The organism is Mesorhizobium sp. B2-5-3, assembly GCF_006441005.1.
Classification (GTDB): domain Bacteria; phylum Pseudomonadota; class Alphaproteobacteria; order Rhizobiales; family Rhizobiaceae; genus Mesorhizobium.
Genome location: NZ_VFUS01000003.1, coordinates 25,882 through 41,876, shown reverse-complemented (window position 1 = coordinate 41,876; position 15,995 = coordinate 25,882). Strand labels below are relative to the sequence as shown.

Below are 15,995 nucleotides of genomic sequence, written 5' to 3'. Positions count from 1 at the left end.
AAAGGGAGGAACGTGCATGAGCATCGCCAAGAGAACGACACTTCTGCGCACGACCGTGGTGGCGACCGCCACGGCGCTCGCCGCCGCCATCTCCACCTTGCCGGCACAGGCGCTCGACGCGCAATGGTGCAAGGACGTCCACATCCGTTTCTTCGTCGGCGGCGCCGAGGGCGACGCTTTCGGCACCATTGTCTACAATGGCGCCAAGCAGGCTGCGGCCGATCTCGGACCGAAAGTGGATTACATCTTCTCAGGCTGGGACATCGAAAAAATGGTCCAGCAGCTGCGCGAGGCGGTCGCCGTCAAGCCCAACGGTATTGCCATGATGGGCCACCCCGGCGACGCCGCCATCATGCCGCTGGCCGAACAAGCGCATAAGGACGGCATCAAGATGATGTACCAGAACGTGCCGGTGCCGACGGTGGTGACGGCCTTCGGCGGCGGCTATGTCGGCGCGCAGCAGGAACAGCAGGGCCGCGCGCTCGGCGCGGAAGCCTTCAAGCTGGCCAAGCTCAAGGCCGGTGACAAGGCAATCATGATCGGCCCGTTCGAGAATGAGAGCCGCGGCGCCCGCGAGCGAGGAACCGTCTCCGCCTTGAAAGAGGCCGGCATCGATGTCGTTCAAATCAATTCCGCAACCGAATGGGCGGCCGATCCGAATCTGGCGATCCCGGTGATCACCGCCGCCTTGCTCAACAACCCCGGCGTAAAGGCCGTCGGCTACCCCGGCGGACAGATGCTCGGCAACGTCCAGACCTATATGACGGCGGCGGGCCGGAAGCCGGGCGACATCTTCAATTTCGGCTTCGACACCAGCCCGCAGATCGTCGAGGCCTTCAAGGGCGGCTGGGTGCAGCTGACCGCCGATCAGCAGCCGTTCATGCAGGGCTATCTGCCGATCCTCAGCCTCTGCCAGCAAGTGGTGCTGGGGCTGGCACCGATGAATGTCGATACCGGCGCCGGCTTCGTCACGCCTGAGAATTACAAGATCGTCGCCGAACTGGCCAAGCAGGCACTGCGCTGACCTCCCAAGCCGCCGGCCGGGGGCTCAGGCCCGGCCGGCGGGACCGCCGGCGAGGCCCGGCATGCGACAAGCAAGCGAGGACCCGATGGCCGAACGCATCATCGAACTGCGCGACATCACGAAATCCTACGGCCAGGTTTACGCGCTTGGCGGGGTCAATCTCAGCGTCGACCGCGGCGAGGTGGTCGGACTGATCGGCGACAATGGCGCCGGCAAGTCGACGCTGATCAAGATCCTCGCCGGCGCGGTCAAGCCGACCAACGGCGAGATCCTCGTTCGCGGCAAGCCGGTCACCGGCTGGAACGCGGCGCGCTCGCGCGACGCCGGCATCGAGACCGTGTTCCAGGACCGGGCGCTGGCCGTGCAGCAGACCATCGTGCGCAATATCTTCATGGGACGCGAACTCACCGGCTTCCTCGGCTGGCTGAAGGTCGGCACCGAAATCAGGGAGGCGAGCCGGCTTATGCGCGAGATCGGCTTCACTTCGAAAGTGTTCACGCCGCAGTCCGTCGTCGGCCAGCTTTCCGGCGGCGAGCGCCAGGGCGTGGCGATCGCGCGCGCCATCTACAAGCAGGCCGACCTGATCATCCTCGACGAGCCGACAACGGCTCTGTCGCTGACCGAAACCGCCAAGGTCTTCCACTTCGTGCGCCAGGTGCGGGCGAGCGGGCGCTCGATCCTGTTCATCGGCCACAACATCCACCATGTCTTCGACATCGCCGACCGTTTCGTCGTGCTCGATCGTGGCACTGTGGCGCTGCAGGCCGACAAGCGCGACATCAAGTCGGCCGACATGCTCGTCAATTTCATGGAAGACCTCGCGCATCCCGGCGGACTGCCCGGCTTGGGCGAAGCCCAGCGCGCGGAGGACACAAGGCCATGAGCAACATCGCGGAACCCAATCGCCAAGCCACCTCGCCCCATGCCGAAATGGGCGAAGCGGCATGGAAGCATCCGTCGGATCATTTGCTGCGCGGCTTCGTTCTCGACAATCGCGCGGCGCTGGGCACGCTCGGCGTGTTCGCGGTGATGATGGTCGCCTTCACCATCGCCAATCCGACCGTGTTCACCACCTGGTTTCTTTACAGCTCCGTGCTGACCACGCTGCCGGTCGCGCTGTTCGTGGTCGTGCCGCTGGTCTTTGTCGTCACCGCCGGCGAGATCGACCTGTCGTTTCCGGCGACGATGGGTTTTGCCTCCTGGGTTTTCGCGCTGGTCGTTCAGGCCGGCTACGATCCCTTCCTCGGCATCGTCGCAGCACTCGCCACCGGCATGCTGCTCGGCTTCCTGGTCGGCGTGCTGGTCGTCTATGGCAGCCTGTCGTCGCTGATCGCCACGCTCGGCATGAACTTCCTGCTGCGCGGGCTGATCCAGATCATCAACGAAGGCAAGTCGACCGCGCTGCCGACGCTCGGGCAAAGCTGGACCTATACGATCTTTTCCAGCCAGGTTTACGGCATTCCGGTGCAGATCCTGTGGGCGCTCGCCTTCGTCGTCTTCGCCGCGCTGCTCTACAACCGCCACCGCTTCGGCGCGCAGGTGAAGGTGGTCGGCGACAATCCCGACAGCGCCCAGCAGATGGGCATCGACGTCAAGCGGGTGAAGGTCAAGGTGTTCGTCTTCGTCGGCATCGGGGCCGCGATCGGCGGCACCTTCTCGACGATGATCAACTTCACCTGGTGGCCAACCGCCGGCGACGGCTATCTGTTGCCGGTGCTGGCTTCGGTGTTCGTCGGCGGCACGCCGACCTGGGGCGGCATCGGTACCGTGCTTGGCGGCGCCATCGGCGCGCTGACGGTGGCGTTCATCCAGACCGGCGTCGTCGCCGCCGGCCTCAGCGGCTTCTATGTGCAGTTCTTCAACGGGCTGATCATCATCCTGTCGCTGCTCGGCCACCGCTGGAACCAGGCGCGCTACCGCTGAAACGCTACCCAAGGCCGGCCGTTCGGCGCGACCGTCCGAGCTCAATCCGGTAGCGACAACGGCGGCCGCGCGGACGAGAACGCAGGGCCGGGGTCGTCGATTTACGTCACGCGCAATATCGATCAAACTGATGAAATGCGACGCTTTGGTGCACCCAGTGCACTTTCGCTTGATTTAGTGCACCCTATGCGTTAAATTTGGCACGATGGAACAGCCACATGCCCACTTTGAAGGTTCTCGACGGCATCACGCGTTGAAGGGTGAGTATGAAGTCCTGATCAGGATTGGCTCATGGAACGTGTTGCGTGGCCAAATGCGTCGCAAAGACCTCGATGCCGTAATCGCTTGGGCTAACTCGCATGAAGAGGAGTTGCGCAATGAATGGACCCGCCTCAATGGTTGACGATATCGTAACAGTCGGCAATCCGCTCCCCAGGATCGCCTCGGTCACCATGATTGATGGCCGCCGCGTGCGCATCACCTGGCGAGACGGCCGCTCCAATACGGTTGACCTGAATCCAGTATTGAATAGCCATCGACACTTCATTCCGCTTCGCGACGATGACGAGCTGTTTGGAACCATGCGGGTTAACGAAGACGGCAATGCAATCGAGTGGGACGGGGGAATCGAGTTGTCAGCCGAATGGATCGATACCCTGCCCTCAATTGGTATGGAGAACCGGGAATTCCGCCATATCATGGACGATCTGCTGAAATTCTCGCTTGAGGGGATGGCGCTCCAGTTGGAAATCTCCAGGCGCCAAATTGCCAACTATAGAGGATCGACACCGATCCCCAATTCAATCGCGTTGGCTACTCGATATCTCGCCGAGAAGGCCGGTCAACGATGACCCCGTCTGGAGGCGGATAGGCTCGCTGACTGTTCCAAGCATGCGGCTGCTGGCCGCCGGCGCATCGTGGCTTTGGGTTGACGGTCGGTCTGTTACATCGAAGCGTCTGGTTTGGCCTCATCGTAACGAGGCACCATGCCTACCCCATCGGCAGCGCGGGCCAGCGGTCCACGAGGCTGCCGCCCGAAAAAACCGCGATCGATCCGAACTGCTGCAGCACCGCCTCGCTTTGCGTCGGACGCAGGAAGACGTAGTCGCCGGACCTGGTGGTGGCATCGCCGGGCAGGCCCATGAATTGCTGGTTCGAGGAAAGGCCAAGCAGGCCATTGGCCTTCATGCCTTCGGGAAACACCGGTTCGGCCATCCATTTGCCGCCATAGAGATAGCAACCCTTGCGCGGAAACCGGCCGATCGTCTGCAGCAGGCGGGTGACCGCCGGCGGGCCTGGCAGCATCGGCTCGACCACCTTGAGGATCGGCGTGGCGATGAAGGCCGCGGACTGGAAGCCGTCGAGGCCGGGCGTGTCGAAATCCCCGGGCAGCACGAAGGCCGAGCCGACCGACACTTCGTTGGCCATGCCGCCACGATGAAGCAACGCGGTCTTCGAGCCGCCGATGTTCAGTGTTCGGCGCTGGTCCTCGCCGAGAGCCGCGATGAACGCCGCGGCCCGCTGCGACGCCTCTGCCAGCGCCTTTTTGGGACCGCCGAACAGACCGGGAATGTGCGGCGCGTGCGCCTCGTAGGCCATGACGCCTTCGCAGCGCAACCGGGCGGGCAGCACGTTCAATGCCTTCGACAGCGCACGCGGTTCGGCGAACCCGCCCCGATGCAGCCCGACATCGATCTCGAAAGCGATGCGCAACCCGACGTCGAGTTCGGCGGCCAGAGCGCCGTATTCCGCCAGTCTCTCCTCGCTGTCGATCAGCCAGCAGGCGCGCGACCAGTCGGCGGTACCGCTTGAAATCGCTTGCCTTGCCGCGCCGACCGGCATCGGCTTGCCGTAAAGCATGTCGGCATCGGGAAGAGCGTCGAGCACGGCCCTTGTGATCGGCGGATGAAACGTCATGAAGCGATGGGTGCCGAGCGCCTCGGCGATATGCGAAAGCAGCGGCAGGCAAGCAAGCGACTTGTCGACCAGCCGCACGGCAAGGCCGGGCGCCAGTCTCTGCTTCACCAGGTCGATGTTGCGGTCCAGCCGGTCGCGGTCGAGCACGAGACAAGGCTGAAAGACGCCGGCCGCCCTCAACGCATCCGACAGCGTGGTGAAATAGCCGCTCATTGGCCGATGCCGAATAGGCCGGCCATGTAGGGCGAGACGAAACGGTTCTCGGGATCGATGTCTCGCCGAACGGCCATCGCATCATCCCAGCGCGGATAGAGCTTTTTGAGATCCGCCGCCTTCAGGCTGTGCATCTTGCCCCAATGCGGCCGGCCGCCATGCCTGCGGAAGATCGGCTCGGCCGCCCGCATGAAGGGCTCAGGGTCGTTGGCGGCATCGTGGTGAATGGCGATCGAGCAGGTCAGACGCTTGTAGAAGGGCGAAAGCCAGAACATGTCGGGTGCAACCGAGCGCACCTCCATCGGAAAATAGACTTCTGGAAAGTGCTTCTCGGTCAGCTCGATGATCTGCGTGATCACCTTCGGCCCCTCCTCGAAAGGCAGATGATACTCCATCTCGTTGAACTTGGTCTGGCGGTCGCTGGCATAGACATTGAGCCAGTCCTGCACATAATCCTCGGCCGGCACCTTTTTCACGGCGCCGCGGATCAAGGAGCGGCGCAGCCATGGCAGCCGGCGCAGCGCCCTGCTCAGCTTGCGTAGCGTCGCCAGGCCGGCCTCGTCGTGCTCGGTAGGCCTGGTGGTCGGGTTCGCGTCGCTGAGGTCGCTGGCGATAAACTGCGCGTAGCCGGAAAACGGGATGTAGTAGAATTCGGCCGACCGGTGCGCGGCCATCATCGTCTCGAAATCGCGCAGCATGTCGGCGATCGGCAGCACCCACTTGCGGCGGCGCAGCCGGTAGGTCGCGATGTTGTTCAGCGTGACTTCGCTCAAGATGCCGAAGGCGCCGAGAGCGACCCCCATCGCATGGATCATATCCTGGTCGCGGGTCCGATCGAATTCGCGCAACTCGCCCCGCCCGTCCACGATCTGCACCGTCTCCAACTGGGTGTGATAAGCGCCCAGCGTCAGCCCGGAACCATGGGTGGCGGTGCCCAGCGCGCCGCCGATCGCCTGGCGGTCGATGTCGCCCATATTTGGCAGGCCCTGGCCGATGCCGTGCAGCATGTGCATTAGCGGGCCGAGCCGGGTCCCTGCCCGCACCCGCGCGCGATGGCTTTGTATGTCGTGCGAGACCAGCCCCTCGATCTTCTCCAGGGAAACGATCGAGCTTTGCGATGCCACCAGCGCCGTGAAGGAGTGGCCAGCACCCGCCACCCGCAGCGGCCCAGGTGCCGTGCGCACCAGATCGGCAAGCTCGCCGGCGTCGGTTGGAGTGGCGATCAGCTTCGGCTCGGCGCGCACGAAGCCCGACCAGTTGCTCCAGTTCCGCGCGGTGATCGTCGACATCCAGCCGTCCCGTCAGACGCGCCGACGGCGCATAGTGGCCACGAACAGGCCAAGCAGGGCCACGCTGGCAAACGCGCTTGCCGCGGCGAATTCCGGCACGGGCCGGAAATCCTTGCCATTGATGAGCAGCGACGCCGCCACCGGCCCGATCGCCAAGCCGAAGAGCTGTGCGGCCGGCACCAGCAGCACGGCGGTACGCGTCTCGTCGGCCGTGATCGCCAGCCGGATCTGATAGGGTACGATGAACAACAGGATGAAGCCCATGACCAAGGCGGCGATCCAGAATGTCGTCAGGCCAGGTGCGCTGGCAAGAACAAGGGAGGAGACCAGCGCGACGGCACCGATGGCCGTAATGGCAATGCGGTAATCGATGCGCGCCTCGAACACGGTCGCCGTCATCGCGCCCAGGACCTGCGTCGCCAGGCTGGCCGAGACGATCAGACCGACGGTCCAGCTATCAATCCCATATTGCGCACCGAGCGGTTCCAGGAAGGCCCAGATCGCGCCGAAGAACATGAAGTAGCAGAAGACCGACAATAGCGCGGTGATCGACGGAACCGTCAGCACATTGGCCAGGTTCTCCCCTTTCGGCAGGTCGGCGTAGTCACCGGGTACGGTGAAAGCGGCCGCCAGCGAGACGACGCAGACGACGGCAAGCACGATGAAGCCGCCGGACGACCCCGCCTCGGGAATGACATAGAGTGCCAAAAGCAGAGCGAGCGCACATTGCGCCAGGGTCTGCAGCGTCACGAAATAGCCGCCGATGCGCTCCGCCCGGCGCGAACGGGCGATCAGTTCAGTGGCGATCGCGACCAGGCCGCCCTCAGCCAGCCCGGCGATGGCGCGGGCGGCGATCAGCGCATTGGCGCTTGCGGCATGGGCGGTCCATACATTCGCCAGGGCCAGCAGGATCAAAAGGACGGCGCTTTTCCAGCGCATGTTGCGCGCGGAAAGCAGCATCGCCACCACGGCTGAACCGATGGCGATTGCGATCATCTCCGCCGTGGCGACCAGCGCCAGTTCATCGCCGCTGACATGGCCCTCGGTGTAGAGCGCGCCAAGCAGCACGGGCTGAAGCCCGAGGATCAGCAGCCCGACCGAGCCGATCCATAATGCGGAGCCGAGCTCGACGCCGGTCGGGTTGCCGACCAGCCAATCGCCATTTTCCGCTTGTACGGCTTGCGTCGCAGTCACGAGGCGCCTCCCAACGTCCTTGCAGTGCGATAAAAAAGCTGACAACTTGTCAGCATTACGAAACTGATACTTGATCATGTTTCTTGTCAACCGGGAATTTTGAAGCTCTCGCGAGAGATTGGGCGCATGGCGGAAGCAAGCCGGATGGCGACGGCGCCGAGGCGCAGGCCCAAGCAGGAGCGGAGCCGCGAACGCATCGACGCGATCCTTTCGACGACCATGCGGCTGATCGGCGAAAAAGGCATCGACGCGGTGACGATGAAGGAAGTGGGCGCACTGGCGGGCGGACCGATCGCCACCGTCTACCATTATTTCCCCAACAAATCGGCGATCCTGGCGATGCTCTATGAGCGCTTCTCGGAGGAAAGCCGCGCACGCTTCGGCGAGATCATCGCCGAAATAAGTGGGCTTGAGGACGTGACGGCTGCCGCGGACCGCATGATCGAGGACTATTACCGGCGCGTGGCCGACGACCCGGCCATCCAGGATCTGCAGAACGCGATACAGGCTGACAAGGCGCTGCAGAACCTCGACATTGCTGAGACAAGGCACCAGGCCAAGATGTTCTGCGACCACGTCGCTCCGATGCTGCGGCCCGACCGGCGCGAAGACTTCGCGCGCGTGGTGTTCCTGATCTTCCAGCTTGCCGGCGGCGTCGTGCGGCTAGCGCTGACGCAGGACGAGAAGGAAGGCCGCCGCACGATCGACGACTACAGGTCCATCATCCATACGCAGCTGAGATTGTTTCTGTAGTTTTCGGCGGCGGCTTTCGCGCCCCTCTCCCGTGACATCGACACGTCTTGCGTATCGAAGTATCGGGCGGCAGGATCTCTGACCGGTAGCGGCGGAGCACCCCTCCGCGCCTTGTTTCGCCGTCGATTGCGGGAGGAACCGGCGCATTTCGCATGAAAGGCCAGCGGCAACTGGCACGTTCTGCGAGCGGGCTTTCGCGGAAAACAAAATTTCGCGCCGCTGCCCGCTCGCGCGCGCCTTGACTCTCGCCAGCCAGCAGCCTATTTCACCGCCACGTTAGCACTCGCCCTGGGTGAGTGCTAACCACAGGTCCGGTACCGCCGGGCTTTGTAGATTGTCCGGCTTCGCCGGACGGAGGAACTGTTTCTCACCGTTCTCATCGAGGAAGAAAACATGGCAAAGTCGAAGTTCCGCCCGCTTCATGACCGCGTGGTCGTACGCCGGGTCGAATCCGAATCCAAGACCGCCGGCGGGATCATCATCCCCGACACGGCGAAGGAAAAGCCGCAGGAAGGCGAGATCATCGCCGTCGGCTCCGGCGCCCGCGACGAAGCTGGCAAGCTCGTGCCCCTGGACGTCAAGGCTGGCGACCGCATCCTGTTCGGCAAGTGGTCGGGCACCGAAGTCAAGCTCAATGGCGAAGACCTTCTGATCATGAAGGAATCCGACATTATGGGCATCATCGGCTGAATATCGGCCTTCCCATCAACTGAATCTTAAATCTTCGGGCTCGATCCGAGCCCCTGCCAGGAGTTGAACATGGCTGCCAAAGACGTAAAATTCTCCCGCGACGCCCGTGAGCGCATGCTGCGCGGCGTCAACATCCTCGCCGACGCGGTGAAGGTCACGCTCGGCCCCAAGGGCCGCAACGTCGTCATCGACAAGTCGTTCGGCGCACCGCGCATCACCAAGGACGGCGTCACCGTCGCCAAGGAAATCGAACTTGAGGACAAGTTCGAGAACATGGGCGCGCAGATGGTCCGCGAAGTCGCTTCGAAGACCAACGACATCGCCGGCGACGGCACCACGACCGCGACCGTTCTGGCGCAATCGATCGTCCAGGAAGGCCACAAGGCGGTTGCCGCCGGCATGAACCCGATGGACCTGAAGCGCGGCATCGACCTGGCCGTGACCGAAGTGGTCGCAGCTCTCGGCAAGGCCGCCAAGAAGATCAAGACCTCCGAGGAAGTCGCCCAGGTCGGCACCATCTCGGCCAATGGCGACGAGTCGGTCGGCAAGATGATCGCGGAAGCGATGCAGAAGGTCGGCAACGAAGGCGTCATCACCGTCGAGGAAGCCAAGACCGCCGAGACCGAGCTGGAAGTCGTCGAAGGCATGCAGTTCGACCGCGGCTATCTCTCGCCCTACTTCGTCACCAACCCCGATAAGATGGTTGCCGATCTCGAGGACGCCTACATCCTGCTCCACGAGAAGAAGCTCTCCAACCTGCAGGCCATGCTGCCGGTCCTGGAAGCGGTCGTGCAGACCTCCAAGCCGCTGCTCATCATCTCGGAAGACGTCGAAGGCGAGGCCCTGGCCACGCTGGTCGTCAACAAGCTGCGCGGTGGCCTGAAGATCGCCGCCGTCAAGGCTCCGGGCTTCGGTGACCGCCGCAAGGCCATGCTGGAAGACATCGCCATCCTCACCGGTGGCCAGGTCATCTCCGAAGACCTCGGCATCAAGCTCGAGAATGTCGGCCTCAACATGCTCGGCCGCGCCAAGAAGGTGTCGATCTCGAAGGAGAACACCACCATCGTCGACGGCGCCGGCAAGAAGGCCGAGATCCAGGGCCGCGTTGCCCAGATCAAGCAGCAGATCGAGGAGACCACCTCGGACTACGACAAGGAGAAGCTGCAGGAACGCCTGGCCAAGCTCGCCGGCGGTGTTGCCGTGATCCGCGTCGGCGGTGCGACCGAAGTGGAAGTGAAGGAAAAGAAGGACCGCGTCGATGACGCCCTCAACGCGACCCGCGCGGCCGTGGAAGAAGGCATCGTTGCCGGCGGTGGCGTGGCCCTGCTGCGCGCTTCGGGCAACCTCAAGGCCACCGGCGTCAACTCCGACCAGGCCGCCGGCATCAACATCGTGCGCCGCGCGCTGCAGGCTCCGGCCCGTCAGATCGCTGCCAACGCCGGTGCGGAAGCATCGATCGTTGCTGGCAAGATCCTCGAGAACAAGGGCGCGACCTTCGGCTACAACGCCCAGACCGGCGAATATGGCGACATGATCGCCATGGGTATCGTCGATCCGGTCAAGGTCGTGCGTACGGCTCTCCAGGACGCGGCCTCGGTCGCCGGCCTGCTGGTCACCACCGAAGCCATGATCGCGGAGGCTCCGAAGAAGGAGTCGGCTGGCGGCGGCATGCCTGGCGGCATGGGCGGCGGCGGCATGGGCGGTATGGGCGGCATGGACTTCTAATCCAGCCATCTGCTTTATGCATGTGGAAAGGGCGGCAGCGATGCCGCCCTTTTCTTTGCACATTCAGGCCTTGCTTCAGCGTAGTCGGTTGGAACCAGCGTCAGACAGCAGTGCTCTCCGCTTGCCGCGTCGCCTTGCCGGCGAGGACTGCCTGCTCGATCAGGGTAGCCACCTCATCGGCCACGACGTTGATCGATGAGCGATCGCGGGTGGCGCGGGCAATCACCATCAGGCCTTCCAGCGAGGACTCGACCAACAGCGCCAGCGCCCGTGCGCGGCGCTCGACCACCCCTGCCCTGACAAACGCCTGGCGCAGCAGGCCGATCCACTGCTCGAAAGCGGAGCGGCAGATTTCCTCCAAGTCCGGCACGTCGTTCGGCGCATCGAGCACGACCGGCGCGATCGGGCAGCCGAGCGAGAATTCGTTGTCCTCCAGCATGCGAGCGACCGACTGGTAAATGTGGTGAACGGCAACCGCCGGATCGCTTTCCGCCGCCAGCTCGGCGCCAAGCCTCTCAGTCACCTCGGCCACGCTGGCGCGCGTCACTTCGACGACCAGCTGATCCTTGCCACCGGGAAAGTGGAAATAGAGCGAGCCGCGCGGGGCGCCGCTGGCGCTCAGTATGTCATTGAGCGAAGTGCCGTGATAGCCGCGCCGCCTGAGCAGCAATCCGGTCGTTTCGAGTATGCGGGCTCTCGTATCGTTCGCCATGTCAACCTCTGTCAGGAGAGATCCTTATAAGCCTTGCCAGAAATATGACAACTGGTCTACATAATATGTAGATCAGTCTATATAATCGAGAGCCGAAATGCGCAGCTATCGTCTTGAGGGTTTGGGCGGAACCGAATGTCTGGTGATGCGGGAAGAGGTGCGACCGGAGCCAAGTCCCCAGGAGATCGTGGTGCGGGTGCGCGCCACCTCGCTCAACCGACGCGATACGATGATCCTCAATGGCACCTACCCCCTGACACCGCGCCGCGGGATCGTTCCGCTCAGCGACGGCGCCGGCGAGGTCGTCGCCATCGGCGATGATGTCACACGCTTTGCCGTCGGCGACCGTGTCACCGGCAGCTATTTCGCCCGCTGGATCGATGGCCGCATCAATGCCGGACTGATCGACCAGCTCGGCTGCACGCTGGATGGCATGCTCGGCGAGTACGCCGTGCTTGACGAGCAATGGACGGTGCGAGTTCCCGAGCATCTCGACTGGCGCGAGGCGGCAACGCTGAGCTGCGCCGGCCTGACAGCCTGGAACGCACTGACCGGGGCGGAGATTCCCAAGCCCGGCCAATGGGTTCTAGTCATAGGCTCGGGCGGCGTCTCGCTGTTCGCGTTGCAGTTCGCCAAGCTGCTCGGCTGCCGCGTCGTCGCCGTCACCTCTCGCGCCGAGAAGGTCGGCAAGCTGCGGGCGATGGGGGCCGACCTCGTCGTCTCCTCGACCGACATGCCGGAATGGGGGGCGATGGTGCGTGGCGAAACCGGCGGTATCGACCTTACCGTCGAAACCGGCGGCCCGCCGACCTTCGCGCAGTCGCTGATCGCCAGCGCGCTTTATGGGCGCATCGTGCTGCTCACCATTCAGGATGCGAAGGGCGCAACGGTGCAGATCCCCGGCGCCGTCTATCAGCGCAGCCTCGTCACAATCAGCCGTCTGTTCGTCGGCAGCCGCGCAAACCTCGAAACGATGCTCAACGCCGTCTCGGCGCACCGGTTGAGACCGGTCATCGACAAGGTCTTCCCCTTCGCCGAGGCCCGCGACGCCTACCGCTATTTCCAGCAGGGCGACGTCTTCGGGAAGGTCGTCATCGACGGAGCCTGATCTTTCATATCGATCGAACCAGAAGGGAGAACAGCAATGACAATTCGTGAAGCTTCGGCCGAGTGGCAAGGCACGCTGAGGGAAGGTTCAGGCCGGCTGCGGCTCGGCAGCGGTGTGTTCGAAGGCGCCTATTCCTTTCCGTCGCGTTTCGAGAACGGCCCCGGCACCAACCCGGAAGAACTGATCGCGGCCGCGCATGCCGGCTGTTTCTCGATGGCGCTGACCTTCATCCTTGGCCAGGGAGGTCATGTTCCCCGGGACATCCGCACCATCGCCAGGGTGCACCTCGGAGCGACCGAGGCCGGGCCGACCATCACCCGCATCGACCTTGAAACGGCGGTGGAGGTCACGGGGCTCGCCGAAGACCAGTTCGAGCGCCTTGCCCAGTCCGCCAAGGCGAGCTGTCTCGTTTCGCGCGCGCTGGCCGGCGTGGCCCAGATCAACCTCAAGGCGACCCTCGTGGGTACCGCCGCGCAACAATGAATCAGGAGAAGTACGAGATGAGCAGCATCATGGACGGTCATCCAGAGTCGCGGCGGACAGCCGAGATCATGCGGCGCTTCAACGATGTGTTCCAGTTGCACGATCCGTCGGCGCTTGCCGAGTTGGTGGGCGAGGACTGCGTGATTGAAAACACCGTGCCGGCACCGGACGGTGCGCGCCATGCCGGCAAGGCGGCCTGCGTCGGGCTATGGACGGCGATCGCGACCCAGCCCGGCACGCGCTTCGACATCGAGGAGACCTTCGTCGCCGGCGAGCGGGCGACGATCCGCTGGCGCTACTGGATGGCGGACGGCAATTCGCTGCGCGGCGTCAATCTGATGCGCGTCGAGGGCGGGCGGATCGTCGAGGCGATGGGCTACGTCAAGGGATAGGCCGGCTTCACCATATGAGTTACTCCTAATACACATCGGTTTGTGCTAGGAATAGAGTCCGACCGCCATTCGACGATCGAGAAAGACCATAGGGAGGACTAATGTCATGAACATCAGAACCGCCTGCTTTGGAGCACTCGCGTTGACCGTTCTCAGCGGCACGGCACTTGCCGGAGCGCTCGACTCGCCCAAGATGATGGAACCGTTCTTCACCGATGCGAGCATGAAGACGATGAAATCCGACGCCGAGATGAAAGCCGCCTGGGCAAAAATGTCCAAGGACGACCAAGCCATGATGATGAAGGACTGTCAGGATGCGGCGATGAGCAAGCCGTATGCCCCGTTCTGCGAAAAATTGAAGGCGCTCGGCGGCGCGAACAAATGATTGCCGGCTAGTCCGGAGTTGAAGAACAAAAGAAGGCGGGCCAAGGCTCGCCTTCTCATTGTTCGGCATCGATTTCGTGCCAAGGCGAGGCGAACGAATTCTACCTGTCCGCCAGCGCAAGCTTGGCGCCGAGCATGACGAAAGCGCCGGCGAACGTGCGGCGCATCCAGGTCAGCACCCTCGGCCGCGACGCGACATGGCTGCGGATCGAGGCGGCGAAGATGCCATAGCCGACGAAGATGACGAAGGTCAAAAGCATGAAGACGCTGCTCAGTTCCAGCATCTTCGACAGCGCGTGCGGCTCGGTCGTGCTGACGAACTGCGGCAGGAAGGCAAAGAAGAAGATCGACAGCTTCGGGTTGAGCACATTGACGAGGATGCCTCTCGCAATCACCTTGCCGGTGGAGCGCGGCGCGACATTGTCCTCGACGTTCAGACCACCCCTCTCCTTCAGCGTGTTCCAGGCCATGTAAAGGAGGTAGGCGACGCCCAGATATTTCAGCGTCTCGAAGGCGACCGCGCTGGTGTGCAGGAGCGCGGCGAGGCCGGTGATGGCGGCAGCCATATGCGGGATGATGCCGAGCGTGCAGCCGAAAGCGGCGACGATTGAGGCGCGGGCGCCGCGGGAAAGCCCGGCGCTCAGCGTGTAGAGGACGCCGGTGCCGGGCGAAGCCACCACGATCAGCGACGTCAACAAGAATTCGATGCTCACGATTTGGTCCTCCGCTGTGCTGCCCGGCGGGCAGCGTAGCAGCGAAATCCCCGCGCACAAGCCGCGGCGCCGTCAGATCAGAGGACAGGCAGCCCGTGCGCCCGACGCGCCATCAGGCAATCCTCGTCGCCGGGCATGCAGGCGCGGCAGACATCCGGGCGCAGCTCGTAGATGCCGCAAGCGGTTGCCTTGCCCACTTCGCCACAGAGGGCCGAACAGCGCGGGCCCTCGCAACGCATACCCGACAGATCGGTCGCGACATACTTGTCCGGGATACGGTCGAGGTGCGCGTCGTCCTCGGTGGAAAAGCGCGGCCACTCGGCCGAGTAGGAGCAACAGGCGCCGCAGCTCTGGCAATCAAATGCCGGGACGGTGCCTCGTTGCGACGATGAAAGGCTGGCTGCGGCCACCGGGTTGAACAGCCCCTGCGCAGCAGGATTGCGGTCGGCGTCTTGCGGCAAGGCGCTATTTCTTCTTGCCTGCCTTGCGCGACGGCGCCTCGGCCGGCGACTTGAATAGATCGGTCGCGGCCTCGGCAGCTGCATCGGCCTTCGGCGCGGCAGCCGGCTTGACCGGCTTTGCAGCGGCGGCGGGCGCCGGCGGTTGGTCCTTGGCGGAGAATTTTATGGCCATCTCAGTCCTCGTCGGCGAAGCGCGATGGTGCGCGCGGACTGCGCAAACGGCCGATCAGGGCCGAAACCGCCGTTATGTTCATTTCCTCAGGCGACCAGTTCCTCGCCTCCGCGATGTGATGCGGCGCCAGTTCGCGATGCGTGCTGCCGCTGTAGGCGGCGTCCTGATGGGTCACCGGCTCGCGGGTCTTGGCGTCTTGGCGGACATATTCGATCAAATAGTTCGGGCACTCGGCGCGGCCCCGCACGCCGACGCGCACCTGTGCATCGCCATGGACGCGCTTGCAGCGTTCGAGTTTTTCCAGCACACGCCGGACATATTCGACTGGCTTGTCCAATGTTTCGACCATATCGGCGATGGTCGCATCAGCGGCGATTGGTGTCGCCGGCACACGCTTCGTCGCCATCAGCGTCTTCCGGCCCGTTTCGGCAACGCCGCCTGTGCGGCCGCCGCAGCCATTTCATCTGCCTCTTTTTCCAGGCGCAGTTCGCGCAAACGCGCGGTCTTGGCTTCACGCGCCTGGGTAAGGGCATCGCGTTCGGAAATGATGCGGTTGAGCGACATCGACTGGGTTTGCGTCTTGCTGAACAAGGGCACTGCCTGATCAGCAGCTGTTTTCGAATTGGCGGTCAAAATCTTTCTCCTGTCAGGAGTCTCGTGCCGATAGGGCAAGACCGGTCTTCAGTCAGGACCCACGCACAAAAGCATTGGGGCGGCGGATTCAACTTGCTGGAGCGTCCCTTAGCACGTTCAGGCCGACGCGCAGCGCATTTTCGGCGGCGAGACCCACAAAGTGAAAAAGGCCAGGCACCGCCTGACCTTCCATGAGAGCGTCGCGCATC

At 63.6% G+C, this 15,995-nt stretch carries 20 protein-coding genes; 11 read left to right on the top strand and 9 right to left on the bottom strand.

Annotated features, from left to right (window positions below; genetic code table 11):
- Positions 1-16 precede the first annotated feature (16 nt).
- The 4 genes from FJ867_RS07610 to FJ867_RS07590 all read left to right on the top strand — a co-directional run bounded on the left by FJ867_RS07610 (position 17) and on the right by FJ867_RS07590 (position 3,798).
- Entirely contained in the window at positions 17-1,024 is a 1,008-nt protein-coding gene (locus tag FJ867_RS07610) for a substrate-binding domain-containing protein (RefSeq protein WP_140565111.1), read from the top strand.
- A gap of 85 nt (positions 1,025-1,109) precedes the next feature.
- Positions 1,110-1,907 carry an ATP-binding cassette domain-containing protein gene (locus FJ867_RS07605; protein ID WP_140624761.1) on the top strand — a complete coding sequence of 266 codons (798 nt, stop codon included), beginning with the start codon at positions 1,110-1,112 and terminating at the stop codon, positions 1,905-1,907.
- Positions 1,904-2,947, top strand: a complete 1,044-nt coding sequence (locus FJ867_RS07600; RefSeq protein WP_140494262.1) for an ABC transporter permease — start codon at positions 1,904-1,906, stop codon at positions 2,945-2,947. The genes FJ867_RS07605 and FJ867_RS07600 overlap by 4 nt, the downstream gene beginning before the upstream one ends.
- A 377-nt stretch (positions 2,948-3,324) precedes the next feature.
- Positions 3,325-3,798 carry a DUF2442 domain-containing protein gene (locus FJ867_RS07590; protein ID WP_224671649.1) on the top strand — a complete coding sequence of 158 codons (474 nt, stop codon included), beginning with the start codon at positions 3,325-3,327 and terminating at the stop codon, positions 3,796-3,798.
- Between the two features lie 139 nt (positions 3,799-3,937).
- Here the strand turns inward: FJ867_RS07590 and FJ867_RS07585 are convergent, their stop codons facing one another.
- Genes FJ867_RS07585 through FJ867_RS07575 form a run of 3 tightly spaced genes read right to left on the bottom strand, consistent with a single transcriptional unit; the run spans position 3,938 to position 7,560 of the window.
- On the bottom strand, positions 3,938-5,077 hold the full coding sequence (locus FJ867_RS07585; RefSeq protein ID WP_140816987.1) for an alanine racemase: 1,140 nt from the start codon (positions 5,075-5,077) through the stop codon (positions 3,938-3,940).
- Positions 5,074-6,366 (bottom strand): D-arabinono-1,4-lactone oxidase, encoded by a 1,293-nt coding sequence (locus FJ867_RS07580; protein WP_140665361.1) that lies wholly within the window; start codon positions 6,364-6,366, stop codon positions 5,074-5,076. The genes FJ867_RS07585 and FJ867_RS07580 overlap by 4 nt, the downstream gene beginning before the upstream one ends.
- A 12-nt stretch (positions 6,367-6,378) precedes the next feature.
- Positions 6,379-7,560 carry an MFS transporter gene (locus FJ867_RS07575; protein ID WP_140557121.1) on the bottom strand — a complete coding sequence of 394 codons (1,182 nt, stop codon included), beginning with the start codon at positions 7,558-7,560 and terminating at the stop codon, positions 6,379-6,381.
- Between the two features lie 126 nt (positions 7,561-7,686).
- Between FJ867_RS07575 and FJ867_RS07570 the strand changes: the two genes are divergently transcribed.
- The 3 genes from FJ867_RS07570 (at position 7,687) to groL (ending at position 10,728) form a co-directional block, all read left to right on the top strand.
- Entirely contained in the window at positions 7,687-8,313 is a 627-nt protein-coding gene (locus FJ867_RS07570; protein WP_224519165.1) for a TetR/AcrR family transcriptional regulator, read from the top strand.
- A gap of 393 nt (positions 8,314-8,706) precedes the next feature.
- Entirely contained in the window at positions 8,707-9,003 is a 297-nt protein-coding gene (gene groES, locus FJ867_RS07565; RefSeq protein ID WP_006203049.1) for a co-chaperone GroES, read from the top strand.
- Positions 9,004-9,072: 69 nt separating this feature from the next.
- Positions 9,073-10,728, top strand: coding sequence for a chaperonin GroEL (gene groL / locus FJ867_RS07560; RefSeq protein ID WP_140494274.1), 1,656 nt, complete (start codon positions 9,073-9,075; stop codon positions 10,726-10,728).
- 100 nt (positions 10,729-10,828) lie between these two features.
- Here the strand turns inward: groL and FJ867_RS07555 are convergent, their stop codons facing one another.
- On the bottom strand, positions 10,829-11,440 hold the full coding sequence (locus FJ867_RS07555; RefSeq protein ID WP_140494276.1) for a TetR/AcrR family transcriptional regulator: 612 nt from the start codon (positions 11,438-11,440) through the stop codon (positions 10,829-10,831).
- 97 nt (positions 11,441-11,537) lie between these two features.
- On the opposite strand from FJ867_RS07555, the gene FJ867_RS07550 reads away from it, so the two are divergent.
- From FJ867_RS07550 to FJ867_RS07535, 4 genes are all read left to right on the top strand, one after another.
- A complete protein-coding gene (locus FJ867_RS07550) occupies positions 11,538-12,548 on the top strand; it encodes an NAD(P)-dependent alcohol dehydrogenase (protein ID WP_140816985.1) in 1,011 nt (336 codons plus the stop codon).
- A gap of 36 nt (positions 12,549-12,584) precedes the next feature.
- Positions 12,585-13,031: an OsmC family protein gene (locus tag FJ867_RS07545; RefSeq protein WP_140494280.1), complete on the top strand. Its 447-nt coding sequence runs from the start codon at positions 12,585-12,587 to the stop codon at positions 13,029-13,031.
- A 17-nt stretch (positions 13,032-13,048) separates the two neighbouring features.
- On the top strand, positions 13,049-13,423 hold the full coding sequence (locus FJ867_RS07540) for a nuclear transport factor 2 family protein (protein ID WP_140494282.1): 375 nt from the start codon (positions 13,049-13,051) through the stop codon (positions 13,421-13,423).
- A 106-nt stretch (positions 13,424-13,529) separates the two neighbouring features.
- Complete coding sequence (locus FJ867_RS07535; protein WP_140637692.1) at positions 13,530-13,808, top strand: hypothetical protein; 279 nt, start codon at positions 13,530-13,532, stop codon at positions 13,806-13,808.
- A 100-nt stretch (positions 13,809-13,908) separates the two neighbouring features.
- Here the strand turns inward: FJ867_RS07535 and FJ867_RS07530 are convergent, their stop codons facing one another.
- The 5 genes from FJ867_RS07530 to FJ867_RS07515 form a co-directional block, all read right to left on the bottom strand.
- A complete protein-coding gene (locus tag FJ867_RS07530; protein WP_140494286.1) occupies positions 13,909-14,520 on the bottom strand; it encodes a LysE family translocator in 612 nt (203 codons plus the stop codon).
- Positions 14,521-14,597: 77 nt separating this feature from the next.
- On the bottom strand, positions 14,598-14,981 hold the full coding sequence (locus FJ867_RS07525) for a YkgJ family cysteine cluster protein (RefSeq protein WP_140521623.1): 384 nt from the start codon (positions 14,979-14,981) through the stop codon (positions 14,598-14,600).
- A 4-nt stretch (positions 14,982-14,985) separates the two neighbouring features.
- Complete coding sequence (locus tag FJ867_RS28675) at positions 14,986-15,153, bottom strand: hypothetical protein (protein ID WP_181167560.1); 168 nt, start codon at positions 15,151-15,153, stop codon at positions 14,986-14,988.
- Position 15,154: 1 nt separating this feature from the next.
- Positions 15,155-15,559 carry a hypothetical protein gene (locus tag FJ867_RS07520; protein ID WP_140494290.1) on the bottom strand — a complete coding sequence of 135 codons (405 nt, stop codon included), beginning with the start codon at positions 15,557-15,559 and terminating at the stop codon, positions 15,155-15,157.
- Positions 15,559-15,786: a hypothetical protein gene (locus tag FJ867_RS07515; protein ID WP_140515521.1), complete on the bottom strand. Its 228-nt coding sequence runs from the start codon at positions 15,784-15,786 to the stop codon at positions 15,559-15,561. Before FJ867_RS07515 ends, FJ867_RS07520 begins: the two co-directional genes overlap by 1 nt.
- Between the last annotated feature and the right edge of the window lie 209 nt (positions 15,787-15,995).